Origin of the sequence: Aquimarina sp. BL5, assembly GCF_003443675.1 — a bacterium.
In the GTDB taxonomy this organism is placed as follows: domain Bacteria; phylum Bacteroidota; class Bacteroidia; order Flavobacteriales; family Flavobacteriaceae; genus Aquimarina.
The window spans coordinates 5,527,179-5,550,297 of sequence record NZ_CP031963.1 but is presented as its reverse complement, the minus strand read 5'-3'; the positions used below and the strand labels follow the sequence as shown (position 1 = coordinate 5,550,297).

Annotated in this window: 16 protein-coding genes; all 16 read right to left on the bottom strand. The window is 33.1% G+C overall.

Translation table 11 applies throughout. From position 1 onward, the window contains the following. Window positions 1–140: 140 nt before the first annotated feature. The gene (locus D1818_RS23330; RefSeq protein ID WP_118462398.1) at window positions 141–1,199 is read right to left on the bottom strand and encodes a hypothetical protein; all 1,059 of its coding nucleotides are present in this window, start codon (window positions 1,197–1,199) and stop codon (window positions 141–143) included. 7 nt (window positions 1,200–1,206) lie between these two features. Then, window positions 1,207–2,193, bottom strand: a complete 987-nt coding sequence (locus D1818_RS23325) for a hypothetical protein (protein ID WP_118462396.1) — start codon at window positions 2,191–2,193, stop codon at window positions 1,207–1,209. 80 nt (window positions 2,194–2,273) lie between these two features. Further along, window positions 2,274–2,609, bottom strand: a complete 336-nt coding sequence (locus tag D1818_RS23320) for a hypothetical protein (RefSeq protein ID WP_118462394.1) — start codon at window positions 2,607–2,609, stop codon at window positions 2,274–2,276. Between the two features lie 71 nt (window positions 2,610–2,680). After that, window positions 2,681–4,246, bottom strand: coding sequence for a DUF4157 domain-containing protein (locus D1818_RS23315; protein ID WP_118462392.1), 1,566 nt, complete (start codon window positions 4,244–4,246; stop codon window positions 2,681–2,683). Window positions 4,247–4,270: 24 nt separating this feature from the next. Continuing rightward, window positions 4,271–5,623: an ATP-binding protein gene (locus tag D1818_RS23310; RefSeq protein WP_118462390.1), complete on the bottom strand. Its 1,353-nt coding sequence runs from the start codon at window positions 5,621–5,623 to the stop codon at window positions 4,271–4,273. Further along, window positions 5,617–7,128: a contractile injection system tape measure protein gene (locus D1818_RS23305; protein ID WP_118462388.1), complete on the bottom strand. Its 1,512-nt coding sequence runs from the start codon at window positions 7,126–7,128 to the stop codon at window positions 5,617–5,619. The genes D1818_RS23310 and D1818_RS23305 overlap by 7 nt, the downstream gene beginning before the upstream one ends. Before the next feature lie 3 nt (window positions 7,129–7,131). Then, entirely contained in the window at window positions 7,132–10,872 is a 3,741-nt protein-coding gene (locus D1818_RS23300) for a hypothetical protein (RefSeq protein ID WP_118462386.1), read from the bottom strand. Between the two features lie 10 nt (window positions 10,873–10,882). Next, the gene (locus D1818_RS23295) at window positions 10,883–15,601 is read right to left on the bottom strand and encodes a hypothetical protein (RefSeq protein WP_118462384.1); all 4,719 of its coding nucleotides are present in this window, start codon (window positions 15,599–15,601) and stop codon (window positions 10,883–10,885) included. A gap of 13 nt (window positions 15,602–15,614) precedes the next feature. Beyond that, window positions 15,615–18,866 carry a baseplate J/gp47 family protein gene (locus D1818_RS23290; protein ID WP_118462382.1) on the bottom strand — a complete coding sequence of 1,084 codons (3,252 nt, stop codon included), beginning with the start codon at window positions 18,864–18,866 and terminating at the stop codon, window positions 15,615–15,617. After that, a complete protein-coding gene (locus D1818_RS23285; RefSeq protein WP_233558581.1) occupies window positions 18,863–19,297 on the bottom strand; it encodes a GPW/gp25 family protein in 435 nt (144 codons plus the stop codon). The genes D1818_RS23290 and D1818_RS23285 overlap by 4 nt, the downstream gene beginning before the upstream one ends. Before the next feature lie 3 nt (window positions 19,298–19,300). After that, entirely contained in the window at window positions 19,301–19,579 is a 279-nt protein-coding gene (locus D1818_RS23280) for a PAAR domain-containing protein (RefSeq protein ID WP_118464063.1), read from the bottom strand. A gap of 5 nt (window positions 19,580–19,584) precedes the next feature. Continuing rightward, window positions 19,585–21,336: a type VI secretion system tip protein VgrG gene (gene vgrG / locus D1818_RS23275; RefSeq protein ID WP_118462380.1), complete on the bottom strand. Its 1,752-nt coding sequence runs from the start codon at window positions 21,334–21,336 to the stop codon at window positions 19,585–19,587. Continuing rightward, window positions 21,337–22,047 carry a LysM peptidoglycan-binding domain-containing protein gene (locus D1818_RS23270; protein WP_118462378.1) on the bottom strand — a complete coding sequence of 237 codons (711 nt, stop codon included), beginning with the start codon at window positions 22,045–22,047 and terminating at the stop codon, window positions 21,337–21,339. Continuing rightward, window positions 22,047–22,217, bottom strand: a complete 171-nt coding sequence (locus D1818_RS25545; protein ID WP_158596964.1) for a DUF5908 family protein — start codon at window positions 22,215–22,217, stop codon at window positions 22,047–22,049. Before D1818_RS25545 ends, D1818_RS23270 begins: the two co-directional genes overlap by 1 nt. A gap of 11 nt (window positions 22,218–22,228) precedes the next feature. After that, the gene (locus D1818_RS23265; protein ID WP_118462376.1) at window positions 22,229–22,678 is read right to left on the bottom strand and encodes a phage tail protein; all 450 of its coding nucleotides are present in this window, start codon (window positions 22,676–22,678) and stop codon (window positions 22,229–22,231) included. Window positions 22,679–22,683: 5 nt separating this feature from the next. Next, on the bottom strand, window positions 22,684–23,118 hold the full coding sequence (locus tag D1818_RS23260; RefSeq protein WP_233558580.1) for a phage tail protein: 435 nt from the start codon (window positions 23,116–23,118) through the stop codon (window positions 22,684–22,686). Between the last annotated feature and the right edge of the window lies 1 nt (window position 23,119).

Genomic DNA, 23,119 nt, shown 5'->3' with positions numbered 1-23,119 from the left:
AGAACTTAAATTTACTCTTATTTAACTGATTTTCAATAAGGTAAAAAACTATTCTTTCTAGGGGTGTTTTCCTGTTATCGTGCATAAAGGCGTTCTTTGCAGCAAAAACTATAACATATCTATTTTAAATAGATTAAATATCATATTGGTCTAGCCCTTGGTAATTGTCTTGCTTCTTGTATTACTGCGTTCAGATTTGGTGTTGGCATTTGTTCCCTATTTGCTTCATTATTTAAGAAGTTATACAATTCTATGGCATAATTATATAATTTTGCTTGCTGACCAATAAAACTACCCTGAAACACGGTGTAACCTTCAGCATAAAATTCTTGTGAACTTGTCATAGAATACCCCGTTCGCGAACCTTGAGAAAATGCTAACTCTCTGCGAGGAACTCTTCTTCTATAATTTTGAAACATCCGATCAAAAGTCATTCTTGTGGGTCTTCGCGCCCCTATTCTGTCTATATTTTGCCTTCTACTAGTTTCTGACAAATAATTTCCCGGATTAAGAATTAACCTTCTTCTTCTTCTCGAGTTCAGGTTTTCTAGTCTTACCAAATTACGCCTTGGTATTATCCTAATATGATCCCAAGCATGAGCCATTTCATGAGTTAACCAAGCGGTATTAATAGTTTCTCTTAGAAAAATAGTTCTAATACCTCGAACATAAGAAGCTGACCCACCTCTAGAGTTAATTTGAACTACTCCTTCAAAAACGGAAGGCACACTCCCATGTGTCCAGATACGAAGCCCGGCTCTTGACATTTTACTTAATTGCCTTAGCGAAAATCTGCACATAGAAATTTTGATTACCCTTTCTACACTAGAATTTACTCCCGTAAGGCCTCGAATAAACCCCTCATAAATAGATTGCCTTTGTGCTTCTTCACTAGTTGTAAAAGTTCTATTACATAATTGGCTTAGCGCCATTTGTTGATTTGCATCCCTATTTCCTTGTCGAGTGATCGGTTCCTCTTCCTGTTTTTGAATAATTGGTTCGATAGTTTTCGACAGAGGTTTCATTTGCAACTCTTCTTCTTCACATTTTGCGCATTTAAGTTGTAAGCTAGGAATTTGAGAAGTTGACATTTTCATTACCTGATCTGCCACTTGATCCGCCTCTTGTTCATATCGATCATTGGGCTGGCCAATAGTAAGCTTAGGTTGTATTCTACTTTTATTCGCTATTGTAAACATATCTCTTTCATTTAAATCCCCAACTTTTCGGAAGTATTTTCCCTACATTCACACCTATCATTACTTGTTCTACCTTAGGAGCATTATCAGAGGCTGAAGGAACAATTTTTTTCATATCCATACTTGTATATGTGACTGATACTGGTGTTCCTGGAATTGGAATTGCTACACCGCTTAGAGGATCTAATAAAGATAATCTATCTTCCCTTGGCATTACTAACAAACCTGCTACGGTACCTCCCGCCAGGGTTACTGCACCACTAATAACACCTACTTTACCTCCTGTAGACAACCCATTATAGGTGTTTTCTGCATATTTTTCTGCAGTTGCTTGTATCTCCTCTAGTTTAGTTTTAATGACTGGAATTCCCATAATAGCTTTTACAATATCTCCCGGGCTTCCTTTTCTTGGTTTTACGTCTTTTGGTTCTGGTTTTTTTGGGGTTGTTAATGGCGGTATATTTGGGATTAACGATGGGATATAAGATGGTGTTGGGGGCAGCAATTGAGGATTATAAGCCGGTGGCAATTGAAGACCATACGTTGGTGGTAGCTGAGGACCATAAACTGTATTAATTTTTGGAGCTTGTTGTTTAAGTAAGTCTATGGATAACATTCTTCTTATTTCCATCATCTTTATTTCGAATGCTATTTTAGGATCTAATTTTAATTCAGGAATACCGAAACTCAGATTAGGTTTATAGGATAAACTACTACCTATTTCTGGCATGGTTAATTGGTACGGATGATCATTTTCATCCTCATCTTGTTTTTGAATCATTACATCAGTAGTACTCTGTAATGGCTTCATTTGTAATTCATCATCACATTCATTACATTTTCTCTGGATAGCCCCTTCTCCAGATGAATTTACTTTTATTACATCATTAGCAATTTGATCTGCCTTCTTTTCATGTATATCATTAGGTACTCCAATCTTTAATTTTGATTGTAGCTCCTTTTCTTTTTTTGATATGAAAGTTGGTGATCCCATTATTTACATATTTATATTTCTATTCCTTTTTTACGTTATTGCATTTCACATTTACCCGATGATTTGAGAAAAATTATTTACTATTTTGCTAATTGAATAGATTCTATAGTAATAAAGCAAGGTATATTAACTGATATAGGTTGATTTTCTAATGAAGGTGGTGAAAGAGAAGTATTCTCTTTAATAACACCAGTAACTTCTACTTTTTTTCCTTCAAAACTTTGAACCTCTTCTTTTGGCCTTACAGATTCCTTACTATATGGAGGTAATAATATTACTTCCTTTAAGTCATCTGTAATTATTTTATAATGACCTATATGATCTCCCTGCTCTCTTTTAGATATTGTACTTTTGACATATATACCGGTTAAGGTTATACTTTTATTAAATTCAAAATCAGTGCTAATATGTTCCATCTTCTTTGATGACGTTTTTGAGTTACATGCTATAAACAACAAGATTATACTAGTATAAATAATTTTTTGTATCATTTTTTCTCAATGGTCATGGTAGTAGGTTTATCACCATGTTGTTTTGTGTCATGATGTTGCTCGTGAAAAGTCTGTCCTTTTTTTGCTGCGGTTCCATACATAGCAAAATCCCATCTTTCATTTTCTACATTTCCAGGCACCGCATAATTTTCTAATGTTATAGTATCTTTCTGATCATCGCTTTTCATAACTACACCTCCCCAATGAAAATTCCAGGTCCTTTCTCCCGGATAATTAGTACCTCCTGAAGACATTGTATAACCTTGTCCTACATTTGGGTTTGCATATTTATTTATTTTTAAATACTTATCAATTTCTTCCCGTTTTGATTCAGATTGTTTATTATAGTAAGACATCATAATATCTCCATACTCCTCTACTTTTGCCCAATATATATCTCCTTTCATCTCTTTTTCTGCATCTGAAACCGCTGCTAAAAAATCTGCCTTAGCTACATTAACTTCTAATAGTTTAGCATTTGCTTTAGTTAATGTTTCGATTATTTTAGTTTTTGTCAATACAGATGTTGATGCCATTGTTAGCCATTTATTTAGTAGTTTTTTTATTATTTCGGCTTTCATTAAAGCCGGACTTGTTGCAGCCGTTTTAGAATTAGCTCCTGTCATGGCATCCCTATGTAAAGCAGTTCGACTAGTACTTCCTACTACAACAGAGCAACTTGTTCCACAATCATCCGAGATTTTCATAGTATTTCCTGAGGTAGTATTCTGTTTATTTTTGGGACTTACCTTCTTTAAGGTTCTTGTTCTACCTTTACTTGACACTTGAAAGGTTTTACTTTCTTCTATGAGTTCGATTCCTGATCCAACACTTGCTAATTTGGTATTAGCCGGTGCTACTTTTCCCGCTTTAGCATATAAATCATGATTCGGATAGCCAACTTTAACTGCAGTAGTCAAATCATCTGATATCCTATAGGAATGACCTATTGCTGATCCTTTAGTTCCATGAGCATCGATATATCTTTGAATTACATCATTTTGTTTTTTTCCTTGTTTTTCACTTCCTCCCTGCTGTACCACATGCGTCAACTCATGTGCCAACAAATGTTTCCCTTCAGAGCTTTGAGGGTTATACTGCCCCTTATTAAAATAAATATCATTCCCATTGGTAAATGCCTTAGCACCTAAGGATTGATTCATTTGGATAGCTGAATCATTTGTATGAATCTTTACATTAGAAAAATCCGCACCAATACCTTTATTCATAAAGGATTGAGTAGATTCATCCATATTCTGACCGCCACCCTTACTTTTTGCCAAAGATTGGGATATATTTGATGGCGCAACTACCCCACTATCATTCGCTTGTTTCTGAATAATAGAAGAAATAGATACAGCTAATGGCTTCATTTGTAATTCTTCCTCCTTACATTTATCATATTTACGTTCAATAGAAGCATTTTGATTCACTGGCATTTTCATCACCTGATCAGCAACACGATCTGCCTCCTGTTCATATTGATCATTAGGTTTCCCAATGGTTAGCTTTGCTTGTATCATTGGGTTTTTATTTTCAATTAAAGATCCTGTAAAAGCCATCACTATTGTTTTTATCTTTTATACTTATATCGTTCTACCGTTTTTATGATATTCTCTTTTTATACCTTGCAAAATATCTCCCATCATAATCTCACTACTTGATTTATCTAATGTCATTAAGGATGCATATTGAACTGCATTAATAATAGAACCACCAGCTAATTCGTATGTATTTGCTAGTTGACAGAGGTCCACTTTTTTTCCTAACGTACATTTTTCTGAAAAGGCCTTCTGCCATAAATCATGTCTTTCTTTTGCAGAAGGAACTGGAAAACGAACCACCGTCTGAAATCTTCTTAAAAAGGCATCATCAATATTACTTTTAAGGTTAGATGCTAAAATGACTAAACCATCATATTCTTCGATTCTCTGCAATAAATAAGATACTTGTTGATTAGCATATCTATCATGAGCATCTTTTGTTGCCGTTCTTTTACCAAACAGCGCATCCGCCTCATCAAAAAACAAAATCCAATTTTTACTTTCTGCTTTATCGAAAACTTTAGCTAAGTTCTTTTCGGTTTCTCCGATAAACTTAGAAACTGTTTGAGATAAATCGATTCTATAGACATCAAAACCCAATTTCTCACCCAACAAACTAGCAGTCAAGGTTTTTCCTGTTCCTGGAGGTCCATAAAAAAGTGTTTTATAGCCAGGTTGTAATTTTTTTTCCATATTCCAATCCATCATCAATTGGTGATGATGTTTTAGCCATATTTCAATTTCTTTAAGTTGAAATAGCGTTTTTTGCTCCAATATCAGGTCTTCCCATTTCATGTTAGTCTCTAAAAGTCTAGCAGGAAATTCACTGCTAAAAGTAGGTTTTTTAACTTCTCCAGTTGTAATCAGATCTAATACTTCCTGAGAAATGCATAGTTGTCCATTTAAAAAGCTTACTTGATTAGAAACTTCTGTCAACCATACTATTTGCTCTTTTGCAAATGGATGATCCCCTTCAAAGGGTTTTATTAGGGCAAATCTTCTTGCTAAATCATTGGCTGCCAAAATGAACATTATAGTTTCTCCAGTAGGCAAAAAGCCTGAATGTTGCTCACTGATTTTTCCTCCAAATTCTGTGTACAACTGATTTGTAGTCTTATTCTTTTGGATAAACACATCTAATAGTTCTGGTTTAATATAAGGAACAGCAGAAAGAATAATAATAAAACGTTCGACAAAACCAAATTCATAATCCCTAATTAACTCAGCGTACCCAGATATACTTTCTGATATATCTGGAGGATTGATATCAAAAACATCTTTCTCCGGAATCTCCTCATTAACATTAAGAGCAGATCGGATCTTCAGAATTTGTTTTAACCAATTCAGTTCATTAGTTATATCAATAGCGTTTCTATTTATTTTGTCTGTTACCATTCTGTATGAATCATATAATTATTCCAAGGCAATTTAACTACTGAAATAGACCAGGTTAACCTATCCAATAAAATATCAAATGTTTTTCTTTCTATTTTCAGCATCCACCCATTATCATTTTTCATCAACAAACCTTCTCGCATTAAGAACGTACTTCTTAGACTGTCTGGACTTGTCTTTTTTAATGCTGACCAATTATTGATAAGGGCCTTTAATAAGTTATCACACTCTTCTTTCTCTTCAGTACTTAACTTCATTTTTTCAGGAACAAAATCGGTTATTTCTATACCACAAAGAAGCTTGTTGAGTATCCATTCTGTTTCATTACTTTCCTCCGACTGGAAAACTAAATAATGTAATAAATGGATTGCTTTGGTGGTTTTCTGATCATCCAAAAATGTTTTTTCTCGCATAAGATCGAGTCCAGTAAAAAATGATTGTAGGTAGGGCCAAACTAAAATTAGTCCGGCATTTTTAACTATTATACTTTCGCCAACTTCTACTCTTTGTTTTGAACTTACCCGTTTTGGTTTTATCTTTTGTTTAGAATCATTTACACTACTCTTTACATTTACTATTTTTTTAGCATTCTTTTCCTTTCTTAAACTTTCTATAAACAAAAGTTCGTCTTTAGTAAATTTATGTAGCTTCTTCCATTCTATATTATTAAACAGTATCTGTAATTTCTGATAATATTTTTTTGGTAATACATCAATAAGGTATGTTGTTTTTTCTAAAAAAATAGCAGAAGACGAATGATTAGAAGAAATCGAATCAATCAATTGTCTTATCATTGTATCATACACTTCTTTTTTTGGTTTACATACTTCTAAAAGAGGTTTTATTTTGATTAAAATTGATTCATTTCTAACTGGAACATTTGTAATACTATTTAATGTGTCCAATATCTTTTTTAAAATTGCAAACTCAATTAATACATTCTTTTGCCCCTTACTTAATTTTTCCATAAGAAAAGAATGTAATTTTTCTTCTTCAAAAAAATGAATGGTCCTGATTATACTAATTGCATTACTAAAAACCTGATCAAGTTTATAAGTGGTATTAATCTTTTTATTAGAAAACTCTGATTTCAGTTTTATAAAATCTCCATCATAATACCAGGGAATTACACCTGTCCGCAAATATTCTAATAAGGCATTTTCTTTATTCTCCTGATCTTTTATTGTTTTAACAGCACCATTTGATCGAACAATTTCATTTCTGATTTCTTTAAAAAGTGCTTCTTTTATAGATTTCCGAACAGCTTTTGGAAAATCCAAAGCTAACCTGTCATATCTTAAACGACCAATATCTATAACTAAAGAATCAATTTTAACTACTTTATTAGCAGGAATCAAATCATTACATATTTCCTCTAAAATAGCTTCTATATTACGTTTATAAATTTCAGAAACAACATTAGATATGTCTTCCTGATCTTTTAAATTAGAAATGGTAAGATCAAGTATCTGTTGTTTAATAATATGTTTGGCGGTATCTATCAATTATTATATTTTGAAATTGTTTCTAATAACATTCGTGATCTTATTACCTATTAACTTATCCTTGGTTGCAAACCATTTCTTCATTTCACCCTTCATATTTACTTCATTCGAATTAATTAACTTTGCCGTTTCACTTAATGTCTTTTTACTTACAGTACTTAATCCTTTAGGCTCTGTAAGAATCAACCGATCTAGATAGGCTGTAGTCATTGTTTTAAGACCTTCAGTTTTCATTTTTTTAGATGCCCCGGTTGCTAACTTTATTTCTGCCAATAAACTATCTCTGGTCTTAGAGAAAACTGTATTCATTTTAGTAACAGTTAGACTACTATCCTTGGAGAACATAGAAAGTGTTTCTTCTACTTTAATTAAAGAAGATCGACGATCTCCTTCTTTCTCTATTAGTCCTTTTATCTTTTCTTTATTAGCAAGATCAGTTGTTCTAAAATCATTTATCAAGTTGATAGTGCTTTCGGCATTAACATCTGCCTCAATAACAGTAATAAAATCTGTAAAAATTGGCGTAAAGATTATAATTGGAACTAACTCTACAGTAACAAATGGAATATTGTTATTAATAGTTACCGGAATTGTCTTAGGAAAATATCCATTAGCAAAAACGGTAATATCATGTGTCCCATTCGGAAGAACATTAGATAATGTAGTAATCGAAAAATCGCCATTCCCTATAGAGGATGTTTTAAGATCTGGAAATTTATCGAATGCTATTGTAGCTTCTGCAATCCCAATCAAAACACCATCTGATCTGGTAATAACTCTTCCTGTTACTCCAACTTTTATTCCTTGCGTTCTAATTTCTATTATAGGAACTAAAATAGTGATCACAGAGGAGTCAATTACTTCACCGGTTTGTTGATGAATAATTTCATAGGTAAATTCGTCTATTAAATAAGCATCTTCAGAACTGTTTGCTGCGGCTGCAACTTTATTTATATCAACAACATAGTTTAGATATTGAATATTTACATTTGTGTTTAAATCAGAAGGAGTATATTCTATGGTTGCATCACCATATTTTGCCTCAGCTGTAAGATTTACCTTATACCGATCTACTTCATACACCTCATGAAACAATTTTTCTTTTACAATATTATATTCAAAAAACTCTATACCATTAGTAGGATCAGTATCAACTTGTCGTATTGGCACTGTTTCGATAATCGGAGGAGCAAAAGGATCTAATTGAGCAGGTTTCGTATCTATCTGATCACAAGGAGAACAACACAGATATGGTAGTTGAAAATCGCCTAATACCTTACCTAAATTTTCTTTATCTATCTGATCGATTTGTCTTATAATCTCACTGCTAACTTCTTGCTTTTCTAGATACGCTTCTATTTTAGGAAGTATAGACTCTCTATACTTATCCGAGAATTCTGTTTGGTATAGTAATATAAATGTCTGCCCTTGAGGGGTTCCTGCTTTATGTACAGTACCAGGATTTTGTTTTATGAAATTTGAAAACTCATTTGATTCATTATACGTATCAATTTTAACCTTTAGTGTATTATATAAAATACGAATATCTATATATGGAAAAATTGCAAGATTTCTTATAAGTCCGTGCAACTGACAAAACAATAAAAAATACGTATTTAACTGAACATTTACTTGACCTCTTTGATATCTTGTACTTAATAGTTTTAGTATTTCTACATATATGTTTAAAGGACATTTATACAGTTCGAGCCATTTTTCAAAATCAAATGATTGAAAGTCTTCAGGTGTGTTTTCTCTCAATTGAATCATACAATTTTCTAATTCCTGAAAAAGACCTGAAATGGTCTGTCTACCCACTGCTACTGAAACCAAGTTTAGGTTTTCAGACACTCTATTTATATTTTCTCGTTTATTTAAAGAAGAGGTTTTATGCAATACTTCTTCGACTACCATGGACCAATTATCCCTATTAACTTTGGCGCTAAAATTTTTAATTGTATTCAAATCATCCTTTGAGAAAGCTGCTCTTCTAGCTTGAGTAGTTTCGGCAGCATCATTAGTCGTTACAAGACTATCTCCATTGGTTGCTGCAAACCTGGAAATGTCGGTTAGTTTAGATAAACCAACCAGGCAATAAATAAATTTATTTCTCCAGATTTCATAAATAGGTTGTAAATCATTGTAAATACAATTTGGTCGAATTTTATAGTCTTCTTCTAATACATCTCCAATATGAACAACTCGTACATCGTAAGACAAGTTTTTAAGTCTTTTTATTTTTTGAGTAAAACTATATGCATTACTAATCTCTTTACCTAAAAGCCCTTCAATCCTTAAAAAATTAAATTGATCTATATCAAAATCTAAAGGAGTGGTCAACGGAGTAATATAGGACTCCTGAATCTTATTGTTATCATAAGATACATTGAGAGCATTATTCTCTTTGTCTTCTATCTGACACTGTTTATAGTTCCTTTCATAACTCCATTCTAGTTCAAGGTTTTCTAATTTCTCAAATGTACTTTTGCTTTTGGAATCATAATAAAATGGAATGCTTCTTAATGATAGTTTTGATTTCTTTTCGCAACTTGGCGTAACCTTCATTTCCAATTTCTCTGCATTCGACAATTTCTCAAAAGAGAACTTTTCTAACATTAATACTATTCTTTTATGTAATGAAATTGTCTTGGCTAATAAATAATTTTGATGATTATAGATAGGCGGTTGCGTAAAACTGTGCCTATAAATATCTATTTCACATTTATCTCTTTGCTCTGCAATTGCTTTACCTAACATTAAATGACGAGGAAACCTTGTCATATCCGGACAACACTGTAGCATCAAATCATATGCACAATCTTTAAATTCTTTATATGCTAAAATAAGATCCTTAAAAAAATCGTATAGGTATTGCATTCCCCTCCAGACAGGTTTGAAACCTCCGTCAAAATATTCCTCAAACATTTTATAAACATCTTGTATGATGGATGATTCAAATGGATTCTCATCATAAACATCTTTTAAAATTGGTTCGTAAACCACATAGGTTTCATTTAATAATTTACCCAATTCTGGGCCAATTTCATCTATAGCTTTTCTATAGGAATTGGCAAGTGGTAAATAATGTAAGGTATTTATGTTATCAAAAAATACTCTGGGCAGACTTATATCTTTGAGGTTATATTTTTCAATAAATAAATCATCTTGTCTACCTCCGTTTGATCGTTTGTTTACTTTATCAAGATCAGTAACATTTATTAATAGTTTTCTTAAAGTAAATATCCTATCCATACCCAATTCGTCACAACTCTTTCCCAAACAAGATTTTAGGTCTTTATCCAGGCATTCCAGAAATAACAGAACTACTTTATCTTTTAAAAATTCTTCTGTAAGAGGTACTAATATATCTTGCTCATCAGTTTCGGCATTAGCTGTAAGTAATTCATGAAGCTCAATATCTTGCACAAATAATTCATCCTGAAATGGCGTATATACTATATCATTAGGTAATGTATATGGACGATATTGAACGGTGGTACAGGATCTTGATTCTGGACACAGTTTTATTAAAAAACCTTCAGAACTAATACCAATTCCTTCTTTAATAGTTATACCTTCTGTACTTACGTCCAGATCCAGTCCGCAGGCGATTCCCATACCTATTAAGCAAGAACGAGTAAGTCTAGTTTGCTCATCAAGATATTTATTTAATTGATTAAGTTGCCCACTGGTGAGTACCTGGTTGTCTTCGAAAATTGGATAGTTGTTTATTAGAATACTCATGATTTTATTTTTAGGTTCCTAAGACGGAATTATTTAATATAATAGCGCTTTCTAGTGATTCATCTTCATCACAACTATGTAAAGTACCGGTTGGGTATATATTTCTACTAGCTGTTAACGCTTCTATAAATTCGTTTAATGCAATGGATAAATTAGGTTTATTCCATATTGGTTTATTGATTTCAAAAAGCCATGCTTTATATTTTTGTTCAAAAGTTTCCATTTGTTCACAATTGATCCAACATATATTAAGCATCACATGAGCTGGAGCTTCTAGTCTGATTGTTTTCTCTATAAATTTTCTAAAATCTAGATTTATAAAACGATCCGCCCAATACGGTATAATAACTGTGGCAATACAAGAATAAACATCACTTAACTGGCAAGATTTGCAGTCCTGATCTAAATAAACAGGTAATAAATCATCTTGTACCCATTGTAATTTGGACATCAATCTTATATCATAATTGAGATCATTTTCTTTAATCGTTTTAACAATAAAAGTCCCATCATTTTCTTTGTTTTCAGGATTTTTAACGATCACCTCATCCCCCACTTTGATTGCTAATACTTGTGCATCGCTTACGGTTATAGTATTCGTTACAGGCTTGATTTTCACAAGATCTATTTGGCTACCATATCTTACGGATCCATTGTCGAATGGAAGGTTTGGCAAATTAAACTTCAAATCTTCGTTTAAGTGAATTCTTGATTTCCCTGCTTGTGTTGTGATCTTTTTAATTGTAAACTCTTGACCGTTATAAGGTCCTTCTTCGACATGTATAGTATCTCCAATAATTTCTGCTTTAATATTATCTGAAACTAATATGGTATTGTTATCAGAATTAGCACTTAGGATTTCAGTTCGTTTCGGAAAAACTAATTGAGCAGAACTACCTCCTAAAGACACCAAATGTCTTGGCGCTAAATCAACAAACAACTCTTCATTAATCCTTGGTCTAAGTAAGGTATGTTCTATTAAATGCATACCTTCTTTTTTGATGAACTTATCTGTAACAAAATCAATTAATTGCTGAATGGCTTTTTCATCTTCTCCTCCTTTTACGGTTACTACATTAAGATTAACGGCAATCATTTCGAAAATATGCTGGTCTACAATTTCTCCATCTGTTTCATCAGTAGGAATAGGTTCCCAAAATCTTAATATCGTTTTCCCTCCATCATTATCAATACTTCTTATTGTATATAAACCATCATTACTTGTAGAATTTCTTATTTCGAATATATCATTCACTAAAAAATTAGTACTAATATCCGAAGTGGCTTTTACCCATCTTTTTTCTACATTTATTTCCTGAATATCAAAAGTTTCTTCCCAAATAGCTTTCCCATCAAATATTGGAGAAGGTATATTATTAGTTAATTCAAGTTCGATATTGGGACCTTTAGCTTCTGCATTGTTAATGGTATAATTTCCATCATTAGCGGTAGATTCAATTATCTGAAGGGTGTTAGCACTACTAGTCTTAATTTGATCTGCCAATATTACATTGAAGTTTTCAGCAACACTACTACCTATCACTTGTCCTTTCGAACTACATAATTGAAAACGATATGGAGTTAGGTTTACATCCAATAGATACTGACGTCTGTCTATAGCGTTATATATAATCTCCCAAAATAATTTTTGGATTTTAGCCTCTCCTTTTTTTAGTACTTGTTCTTCTGTTAATGGCAGTGTTTCGGTTTCCTCCAATACAATTTCTTCGGTAATTTCGCCTTCCAGGATTTTGAATTCATCCGTAAATTGAAACGCTTTGGAATACATCACATACTTAAAGGTATATGTTGGTAAATCCGGAGCAACCGGTGTAATGTCAGCAGCTAACTCATAAGTGAAGTAATTCTTAAACGGACAAGACAAATTCTTTCTATTCGACTCGTGGTTATCAAAATACTCTCTTTTTAAAACTTTAATTAGTTCAAGAATTGCGGTATCGGCATCTCCTCCTATTATATCGGAATTATAATCGACTTTTGAACTAACAGCTAATATTTCGTCTTCACAAATTAATCGAAAAGAAAAATCACCGGTTTCTTCTACAATTGTTTCATAATTACTTCTACATAAACCAGTCATTATGATACGCTCCAGTAATTCTTTTACCTCAATATCACTTTCTAGATTGTCTTTTTGTACGAGTAACGGAACACTTAAATCATCCTGTATTGTAAAACCCGCTATCACAGGATCAATTAAAAAGTTATCACTAAAATTAAGAGTCGAAACTTCTCTCTCTTCCATTCCTGTTAAAAACGAAACACGTTGTTCTACTCCTGAAACATTGTGGATATGCCACTGATAGCAATCTTGTAAATAATTAAATCCTTTTCCTCTTTCTGCACTAATAGCTGGATAGCGATCTAAAAATTGCAGTTTATCTTCAATAAGATCTAGTCCTGCTTTTTCTTTATCAATCTTATGAGCGAGTATTGCATAATCGGTAAAAGTTTCTGCAAATCTGCCTAACAAATGATCTAAAAATTTATTTCTTCTTTGTATGTAAAGGCTCTCATCCTCCACTATTTTTTTTAGACTTACTAAATGTCCCGCCTGATCAACATATAATTCTGAACCGTTAGGAATTACATCATACAATACTTTTGAAAAATACGTATGATCAATTTTGTATTCTCCAAATTCATTTTTCTCTCCATTCATAGAAAAGAGATCCTTCACCATATTTAATTGCGCTAATTCATTAGCAATCAATTGATCAAAAAAGGTAAGAAAGCCTTTTAGTTGTTTTACTTTTCCTTCGCGTTCAGCTTTTTTCAATCCTTCTAAAGAAGATAAATCTGGAATACCAGAAGAACCTACTCCATAGATATCCGGAAACTCTTCCTGTAATGAGACATAGTTTTCGATATCTTTAAATTCTCCTAATGGCGGATCAATATTCATTTTAGGATACCGAATTTTTTGTGGTCTATCGGTTGCTTCAAGTGCTTCAATTAATGTATTAACCTCATCATCATCAGCCAAAAATGGCAATTGGTCTTTATAGTAAGTGATCTTTGAGTCACTTAAATTCAATCTAGGAACGTACTTATACTTCCAGGCAAGTTCTAAGCACCATTTTACACTTTTTTCATCAATACCATCATCATTATCTTGTGGTCTATTAGCTATCTGTATATTACGTACAGCTTTAACTCCTTTGATATCCATGATAATTCTGATCAAATCAGAAACATGAATAACTTTAGTAAGTTGTGCAGCTTCGAGCTCTTTCTCATCAATAAACCCATGTTTTAATTTGGGACCTTCAAAAATTTCATCAACTGTTTTACAAAGGTTTTCATCTATTCTCCCTACAAATAAGATAGTATCTTCTGAGAAAGTAGCTGAAGTGATTTCTTCGTCTATATGAATATCCGTAAAAGCAGGATTAAGATCATTTTCTTTTATACACTTAACCGTATATTCTCCAGAAATAGTTTCATCACCCGAAATAGAAACAGTGTCTTCACTACCTACATCTTCAATTAACTTCGTATTTATTGTTATTATTTTTTCTCCTAGACTGATTGCTTCAATAGTATATTTGTTTTCAATAGCACACTTATTCAGCATTTCGTCTAAGGTGTAGAAATATACTGTGGGAGAAAGAAAATTAGAAATTGCATAAAAAATTGCAGCTTCAGTCTCTTCTACATCTGCTTGATTATCCAGTTCTATATCAGTACACAGAATAATATCTTCAACTTTTAACGCACTAAAACGGAAAAAATCGTCACATAAGTTTCTGTTTTTGTGTAATTGAGTTTTTACCTCTTCTACTATTTGATGAATAATAGTAATCTTCTCTACATATTTTACAATTAACCCTTCAATAGGATCATACATAAAATTGTTTATTTGAGTGATCAGATTTGCTAAATCCGGAACAGGTTTAGAATTCGCATTTTCTACAAGAATTACTCTTTTGTCATTGGATACGTCATAATTAAAATCATAACTGTCTGCTACATTCAAAAATTTTAGAGTAACATCACTCACAGAATCACGTACTTCATCATAATTAGACCAATCAATATCATCATCCCAATTTGGAAATGTAATCTCGATCGCAATTTTCAATCCTTGTAACTCTTCTAACGCAGGGAATTCATATAAAACAAAATCTCCTTCGATTGTATTTTCATTTAAATCTCCATACTTTTCATTTTTATCAAACTCTAATAACACATCGTATAGCGTTTTTACATAAAACATATCTTCTTCAGAAGAATTGGGCACTGGAGATAGACTCAATTCACTTTTCTTCTTGTTTACATAGATCGCATGTTCTGCATCTGGAGACTTATCTATCCAAGCATTTTTTACGCCATAGTATTGTACTTCTTCTTCTGTATCATCTACTATTTCTACGTCTATCATAATCTCCCGAAAATCATTAAAAGTCACGGGGCAAACAGGTAATATTTCGCAAGCAGTATAGAAGTTCTTAATATCATAATAATCTGGACTCCCTAGTTTCTGTGCTAGAATATCTTTTATATCATAGTTGATTCTATATCCGATATCTGTTAACATATAGCTTAGCACTTCTAAAATGGTAATTCCAGGATCATGTGTATTATAATCTGTCCATAATGTACCCGCCAGCTCCTGAATACGTTGAATTCCTAATTCTCGCAACGTTTCATATTGCATGCTCTTTAAAACAGGTAATTGTTTCGATATGGTTTGTGATTCATTCATTCAAACATTATTTTTAGCAATTATCAATAGCTGTCAACTCTTCTGTACTTAATATGATATTATCATCGCATTTACACTGATCAGCTTCACTCGCAGCAATTTCTTCTATAGTATGGGTTCTTGCAGAACCAATAATGGATACAGAGGTTTGTGCTAAGGCTTCATCTACTTCCTTGATAGATATATTAGATTCGTCATTTATGATGTGAAACATTTTAAAACACGTTACATAATCTACATAGGATCTTTCTTCTACAAAGTTTAGAATCACGGATTTGTGTATCCTCCCACCAAAAACAATATCAGTGGCACAGTCAGAAGCCCAGGGAGAAAGAAAATGTTTAATTTCTTCTCTTAGTTTAGATGTATAATAGCCCGCATCAATACCTTTATTAAATTTCACTTTAAAATCTACTTTTATTTCTTCATAAATTGGATTCTTAACATGCAGTATCACGCAAGGAAGTTTTATCTTGTCTATAAAAGATGTAATCTCACTAAGTTGATCTAAACTAGCTAATGGACGTAATGGATCAACTGCATTTTTATTTTGAACATTAGCAATTACAACTACAGAAACATGTCCAGGTGCAGTCTCACTATAATCTGTTATGGTGCCATCAAAACTTGTATGATTAACACATTTTACTTTATAAACTTTTGGAAATTTTTCTAAGATTAAATGTTCATAATCCCAGATAGTTATAGCTCTATTTTTATGTCGTAAACGTTCACTAACTCGTGTATAAAATGCTTTCTCCTTTTCTGGAGGTTTACCATCAGACGAAGCATAAGGTTGCTCTATTTTTTTTACAGAGGCATCTGCGTTTAAAAGCTTAGAAATGGTTCCAGCTTCTAATGCATTCTCAAGAAATTTTGGATCATTATGCTGATCTACAAAAGAAGCGCTAATTGCCTGTGCTTTTATATCAATAATATCACAAACTGCATCAGAATCTTTAGCTACACTAGCCTTTAGCCAATATAAATCTGGAGATAACCGAGAATTACCAATCGAAATATTACGTTGAATATCTAGTTTAATAATTCCGGAAGTGAGTAAACCATTTGTACCATCACTCAATAAAGTATATTGGTCAAACGGTAACCAATTATTCTCTGATAAATAATGCCATGTTACTTCTTGCTTTTCTTTTTTGGGGTTTGCGCTTCCCTCAGCTACCTGAATTAATAGTGAAAGTGTTTGTGGAGGATTTAAATTATCAATACCTATAAACAAACTTCCTTCTTCTTCTATTAAGGAAAATATAGTGTTGGAAGCTTTCGTTCTATCTACCTCATAATTTCCAAAAGGTTCCAGGTGAAAAAATTGCTCAACAATATCATTCTCTTCTGTATTAGTGGTAGTACTATTAAGATTAAAAGATACAGAAGACTTATAATAAATTGATAAATTTTCTATCATTGGAAGATATGGCGCATTCGGAAGTGCAGCATCTGCTGATGGATTTTCCTTAGCAAGTTCAATAGCTTGAGCCGAAAAGTCTTTTGGAAAGGTTTTATTACCAAAATCAACTTCGCGAAGAGCAAATCGAATAAACCCTTTATCAAGATTATTATCATATTCTTGAGCTAAAGGCATATCTACATCTCTTTCTAAATTAGAAAATGAGGAACTACTTAATGCCATTTTACTCTGTTCTGTGGCCGTAGGAAGTGTCGTATCGGTATCTATCGGAGACCCGTCCGAATTTCTGAACAAGTATCTCCAATTAAATACATTATTCCATTTTTTTTGATCTAAAACCGCCGTATTGATTGTGAAAGCTGCATTTTTTCTTAGGTTAGCTGGAGAATACTTCTTATAATAATCCACAAAACCACCCGCATCTATGGGTAAATCAATCCATTGATGTTTTAGAGTAATATAACTCAAGTTTTTTTGAAATATCTCCCAACTCCCGATGTAAAATTTACTACCAACACGAGGTTGACTTCCAAAAATAGGCATCGGTTTAGATACATCTAAAATACTATCATCATTCTGAACGATTAGGTTTTGAATACCCGGTATATTATCTGTTTCTCCATCAATTTCTACAGTAAGATTTATAGTATCTACTGAAACGTTAATTAGATCTTTATAGAGGGATTCTTCTGTGGGATCTTCTGAGTTGATCAGTAACTTGAGAACAGGCCATTTAGTACTGATATTTTCTTCAAAAACTTCATTATCATAGGCTAAAACAGCGGGTTGATCTACTTTTAAATGCGTTGTAATTTGCATTTTCCAAACCCCATCAATAAATTTTATTACCGCCTTATCACTTGGTAAAAATGTTGTTTCAATCCATTCTTCTTCCCCGGATAACAATATCAGAATCTTGTTCTGGATATTTATTTCTTTATTTTTATCACCATTAAAATCTATGGATACATCTAAATCAATTTTTCTTTGTCCTTCTGCCAAAAACAAAATTGGGCTGGCAATGGCGAAACCAATTTCACCTTGTTTGCGATCGGCAATTTTTAATCCTGTAGGATCATCTTCATTGTTGATAAATGAAGGGCGTCCAAAAACTCTCCAATCTTTTTCTTCAGTTTGTATTTCCTCACCAAGACCATCCGCAGAGTTTGCAATTGGTGAACTATAGACGCTATGATTCGTTTTTGGATATTTTGTTTCACTTGCCCATTGGTCTTCTAAATTTGTAAACCGAGCTTTAATCTCTACTACCTGTGCCTTATTTATTACAGTATCTTCATTAAGTTTATAAGTTACATTTACTCCTGTATTATCTTTTCCTGCCTTTAAAGGAGTTCCTGCTTTTAGCAAATGACTCTCTATGTGTTTAGCTAATTCGAAAATAATAGAAATCTTATCTGACTCTGCAGCTTTCTCTTCTAATTGTAATACTTCTTTATAATAAAAATCCAGATGTCTCTCTGTGATCGTATTTATGTCATCCTGAACCACTTTAAACATGTATAAGAAACCAAAGAAAAGTGCTAAATGTGGTTTTGTGAATTGGTCAATTTTCAATTGTTCCAAATATGTTTCTAACGAAAAAGAGGCCCAGTCTTCGTCTGTGATTTTAAAGAAATCTGCCCAGTGACTATCAATTGAATTCGCGTCATCATAAAATCGAATTTCTTCTCCAAAGGTGTGAACAAATTCCATCAGATCTTTCATACTTCTTTCATCGACTGCAACATAAGATGGAAGCAACGTATTTAACGTTCGTTGCTGCTGGCTAGTGCCGTCTCTTCTCAATGGGTTACTATGTAAACAGTTTTCGCTCATTTTATAATGTTTGTTCCTTCATTTATGTAGAATGGAAATACCAAATTGGATCTGGTATTACTAGAAATAATAGTATAATCAATAGATACTTTTAAAGTGCCATTTAACGATTCCTGAACAGCTTCAACTTTATCTACAAAAACTCTTGGTTCATGTATTAAAATTGACTTCTTAATTTCTTCTGATATATACGTGGCTGTATTTGTATCAAGGGGTTCAAAAATCAGAGTTCTAACGCTTGTACCATAACTAGGTCGCAAAAGTCTACTTCCTCTAATCGTGGTTAACAGAATAATGAGACTTTCTTTTATGTCTTCTTCATGCTGTACCAGTGACACACTATTATTACCTCTGGTAAACTGAACAGGAAATTTCCATCCTCTTCCAAGAAATCCTTTATTATCAATTGTATTGTTATTTTCTTTAGTCATAATTTATCCTATTAAAACTGTTGGCTCTCCGACCACTGCAGAAGCTCCACAGATACATGTATCACCAACTCTAATTGCAGGCTTACCTCCCAGTAAAACTGTTGTACTTCCCATAGGAAAAGGAGACACTGTAGGTTGATGTGAAACTGGTGGTAGTACACAAGCGTGATTATCACCAAGCACGGCAGCTGGCATACCACCTATTAATACTGTAGGTTCTCCAGGACCGATAATGGTTCCTCCATGATTGGTAGTGTCTAATATTCTTGCTGCTGCTGCCATAATCATTAATTTATTTGAACTATTGAACCTTTTATTACTGTTGAAGCACTTGAGGATACTTCTGCTCCAGAAGATCCTTCTGCTTTAAAAGCTGATTGTGCTTTAATATTTATATTAGCTCCTTCGATATTAACATCTCCACTTGCTTTTATATTTACATCTCCTTTACTATCTAATAAAATTCCGTCACCATCCAGTGTCACTTTATGACCATTTTCGTCCTCGATCTGAATAGCAGCTTCGTCTTCGGAGAGTAAAACTTTATTGCCATTTGGGGTTTCTAAAAGAATGTGATTTTTACCATCATCAAAAACTAATTTCATTTCACTTCTGGTAACAATTCCTTTTTCATCATTCTCTTCTGTTGCCTCAAAGGGAGCGGGGTTAGCACTGCTATGTACCATTCCTATTATTATTGGATTTCTGGGATCATCGTTCAAGAAACCAACGATAACCTCATCATCAATTTCAGGCAGAAAGAAACTTCCTCTATTCTCGCTGGCATCCAGAGTTGCTATCCTCGCCCACGTTCCTTCATCTTCTGTGCTAATTAGTGGTAGTTTTATTTTGATTCGATTTTCTCCCAAAGGGTCGTCATGAATAGCACTCACTTTGGCTATATGCAAACCACTAATAGCAGGTAATAATGATGAAGATGGGATTGCCTGTACATCGTCATAACATTCAGTTAAAAACTTCTGACTTAATCCTATCTGTAAATGCGTATTCCAATTGGAAGCAAAAGAATGGCTTACACTTGCCACGAAAGCTGTTCCGTTAAAACGCTCTCCTAAGCCATCTATAGTAATCAGGTTTCCTGGTTTAATTTGATTATTTCCTAAAATTTTGACTCTTCCTATAATTTTTGACAATTGACTCCTAAGCATTCTTGCATTTGTCCAAGATTGAAGTTCTTCGGGGTTTAACAAACCTGTATGCTGAAAATTTAAAGGATCTAACCCTATAGTATCTGAAAGATCTGAAGATGTTATATTTCCTAATTCCGTTATATCTTGAGGTTTATTACTACTTGTTATTACCTCTTGATTACTAATATCCCAAGATCTCGTTTCAATTGTCGAGAACTGATTTCTCGCATCCATTTCGAAATCAAATTCTAAAATATTGTGACCATATGCTAAGCTTGCTACCGGTTCTTGAGCATAATCAGGAGCACTTGTTTTTATAGTAGCATCATCGACCATAATAAGATGCCCATTTGCTTCTGCGCGTGTAACTAAAAAATCCCAATCCGAACAATAATATTGGACCATCTGTTCTTGTGTATTAGTAGTTGCTTCTATTTCTATAGATAGATCACTATAATCTCCTAAAATTGTTTCTATCATTTCACTATCGGTAACCTCAGAAAAATATCTGTTTTTCCTCCCTATAGTGGTTTTTATTGCAAGGTCTTTGGCTTCAATTATTAATAATGAGTTGGCATTTGTTCCCAGTGTTTTAATTCCATGTTTTATAATAATCCCTTTAAAAACAGTTTCTTCATCTCCTTGATATCCCATTTTAATTTCCATTTCATTTCCGGGAATTAGGATGTCCTCATTACTGGATGTAAAATCTGCCGCAGCCACACTACCATCAAGTAGTTCTATGTGAGCTGTTGGAATCTTATTGATCGCTTTAGTGGTAGCTATACTTCTTACAGTAAACGCTCCCTCTAACTCAGTTCCATCTACTAAGATTCTATACGTCGCTAACTCAGTACCCTGTGGAGTATTTAGATCAATTAATGCCATTTAATTATTTTGTTTTTCGACAGGAGGTAATATTATTTCTTGTCCTGGTTTAATGTTTCTAAAATTCAATAAGTTATTTGCTTTAGCTATCTGGATATAATAGGATGGATCGCCATATACTTTATTAGCAATTAAAGGAAGGGTTTCTCCAGCCTTTACAATATGCACTTTAGTTAAATCAGATGAAAACAGCTTACTGAGTGCTGCTCTAAGTATTCTAAATTCGTGTCCAATAAATGTTGCGGTGACTGTTGCCCTTAAGGGTCTTCCTACAGAACTAAACAAAGTATAGTTTACCTGGGCACTTTTTAATTTACAATTAAAAATGAATGTCCCCCAAACCAAAGTCAAAACTCTTGGTTTGTGTTCTTCGGGATCCGGATTCATCAATTCTAAAAACAACTCTATTTCCAGGTCGACTCCTCCAATAGCTTTTGCTACTTCTCCATTTATTGAATTTATCGACGTTCCTGTAGCATCAAAAAAGAATTCGAAAGTTACTTCACCACTTTGATTACTATGATAACTCTGTTCCTGACCATTGTCTCCCGGTACACATTGTGATTGATAATTTACTGAAACGTTTTTAGAGAATTTTTCTGGGTTATACATCACAGGATATGGTATCGGAATACCCTTCGGCAATCCATTATCATCTGCATGAAAAGAAAAGATCATCATCTTTAATAATATGCCATCTAATAATCCCATTATCTCTCGTTTTTATTTTTTATCATTCGTAACACTTCATCTAACTGTACTTGATTACTCTCTGAAGGTGAAGGAGCAGAACAATCTTCACTAGAGGAGTTATTTCCTTCAGGTTCATTTTGATTATCAATAGTAGTTCTAATGATTAATACTTTTATCTCGACCGGCATAATGATTCTATTTAACTTGCTTCTAATCTTCTAAAATATTGAAAGCTCAATTCGATCGTTTCAATAACAATTTCGTTTTGTTGTGCATTAAAACTGGATACAGACCATTTTACTGGATAGGCTTTCACAAAGCTCCAAGATTCTAATGGTTCATGGTCTGCATTTAGCAGAGTGACCATTACATCTTTAGGGTCGAATGAAAAGGACTCAACTGCATCTTTAAACCATGCTATTAGTTTTGATCCTATTAATAGACCTCTTTTTAGAATAAGCTTCTCATAAGTAACTCGATCTGCTAACCTGTGAACGAATCGATTTTCTCCTCCTTCATTATAGGTGAATTCACCAACACTCGCATTTAATCCAGATACTTCCTGAAAACGAATATCAATTCCGTCTGAAGTAATTCCATCAATATCAACACGGAAATGAAAACCGACTGGTGGATAATAATCAGCCATAATTTCTATACAAATTCTACATTAAGACCTTCATGACATAACTCTATAGTTTCTACGGATACTTCATTGCCTGTAGAATTAAGAGATGGACCTTCTACTTTACACGGCCACGCCGATTTTATTTTCCAAACAGTAACTGGTTCGTGATCTTCGTTTAATAAGCTTACTGTAATATCTCTTCTATCAATAGAATTAAGAGAAACTGTATTAAGCCATTGAAAGAATTCGTTATCATCTCTAAACATTCCTCTTTTTAGCGTAATGTTAGAGAATTGTGGTATACCTGGCATTTTTGTTACTTGATATTCTGCTGCATTACCTTCTCTATAATCTATAGATTGTAATTCTACAGTTAAACCAGATACTTCTGTAAATCCAATACGTGTTCCGCCCCATTCTACCTGAAAATGAAAAACCGAAACGGGATAGTTAATTGCCATA

Bases quoted from the DNA above. Each gene is read 5' to 3' on its own strand.
- D1818_RS23300 (WP_118462386.1), bottom strand. From the start codon at position 10,872: ATGAGTATTCTAATAAACAACTATCCAATTTTCGAAGACAACCAGGTA.
- vgrG (WP_118462380.1), bottom strand. From the start codon at position 21,336: ATGGCATTAATTGATCTAAATACTCCACAGGGTACTGAGTTAGCGACG.
- D1818_RS23280 (WP_118464063.1), bottom strand. From the start codon at position 19,579: ATGGCAGCAGCAGCAAGAATATTAGACACTACCAATCATGGAGGAACC.
- D1818_RS23310 (WP_118462390.1), bottom strand. From the start codon at position 5,623: ATGGTAACAGACAAAATAAATAGAAACGCTATTGATATAACTAATGAA.
- D1818_RS23290 (WP_118462382.1), bottom strand. From the start codon at position 18,866: ATGAGCGAAAACTGTTTACATAGTAACCCATTGAGAAGAGACGGCACT.
- D1818_RS23325 (WP_118462396.1), bottom strand. From the start codon at position 2,193: ATGGGATCACCAACTTTCATATCAAAAAAAGAAAAGGAGCTACAATCA.
- D1818_RS23270 (WP_118462378.1), bottom strand. From the start codon at position 22,047: ATGGGATTATTAGATGGCATATTATTAAAGATGATGATCTTTTCTTTT.
- D1818_RS23265 (WP_118462376.1), bottom strand. From the start codon at position 22,678: ATGGCTGATTATTATCCACCAGTCGGTTTTCATTTCCGTGTTGATATT.
- D1818_RS25545 (WP_158596964.1), bottom strand. From the start codon at position 22,217: ATGCCGGTCGAGATAAAAGTATTAATCATTAGAACTACTATTGATAAT.
- D1818_RS23285 (WP_233558581.1), bottom strand. From the start codon at position 19,297: ATGACTAAAGAAAATAACAATACAATTGATAATAAAGGATTTCTTGGA.
- D1818_RS23330 (WP_118462398.1), bottom strand. From the start codon at position 1,199: ATGTTTACAATAGCGAATAAAAGTAGAATACAACCTAAGCTTACTATT.
- D1818_RS23320 (WP_118462394.1), bottom strand. From the start codon at position 2,609: ATGGAACATATTAGCACTGATTTTGAATTTAATAAAAGTATAACCTTA.
- D1818_RS23315 (WP_118462392.1), bottom strand. From the start codon at position 4,246: ATGGCTTTTACAGGATCTTTAATTGAAAATAAAAACCCAATGATACAA.
- D1818_RS23295 (WP_118462384.1), bottom strand. From the start codon at position 15,601: ATGAATGAATCACAAACCATATCGAAACAATTACCTGTTTTAAAGAGC.
- D1818_RS23260 (WP_233558580.1), bottom strand. From the start codon at position 23,118: ATGGCAATTAACTATCCCGTTTCGGTTTTTCATTTTCAGGTAGAATGG.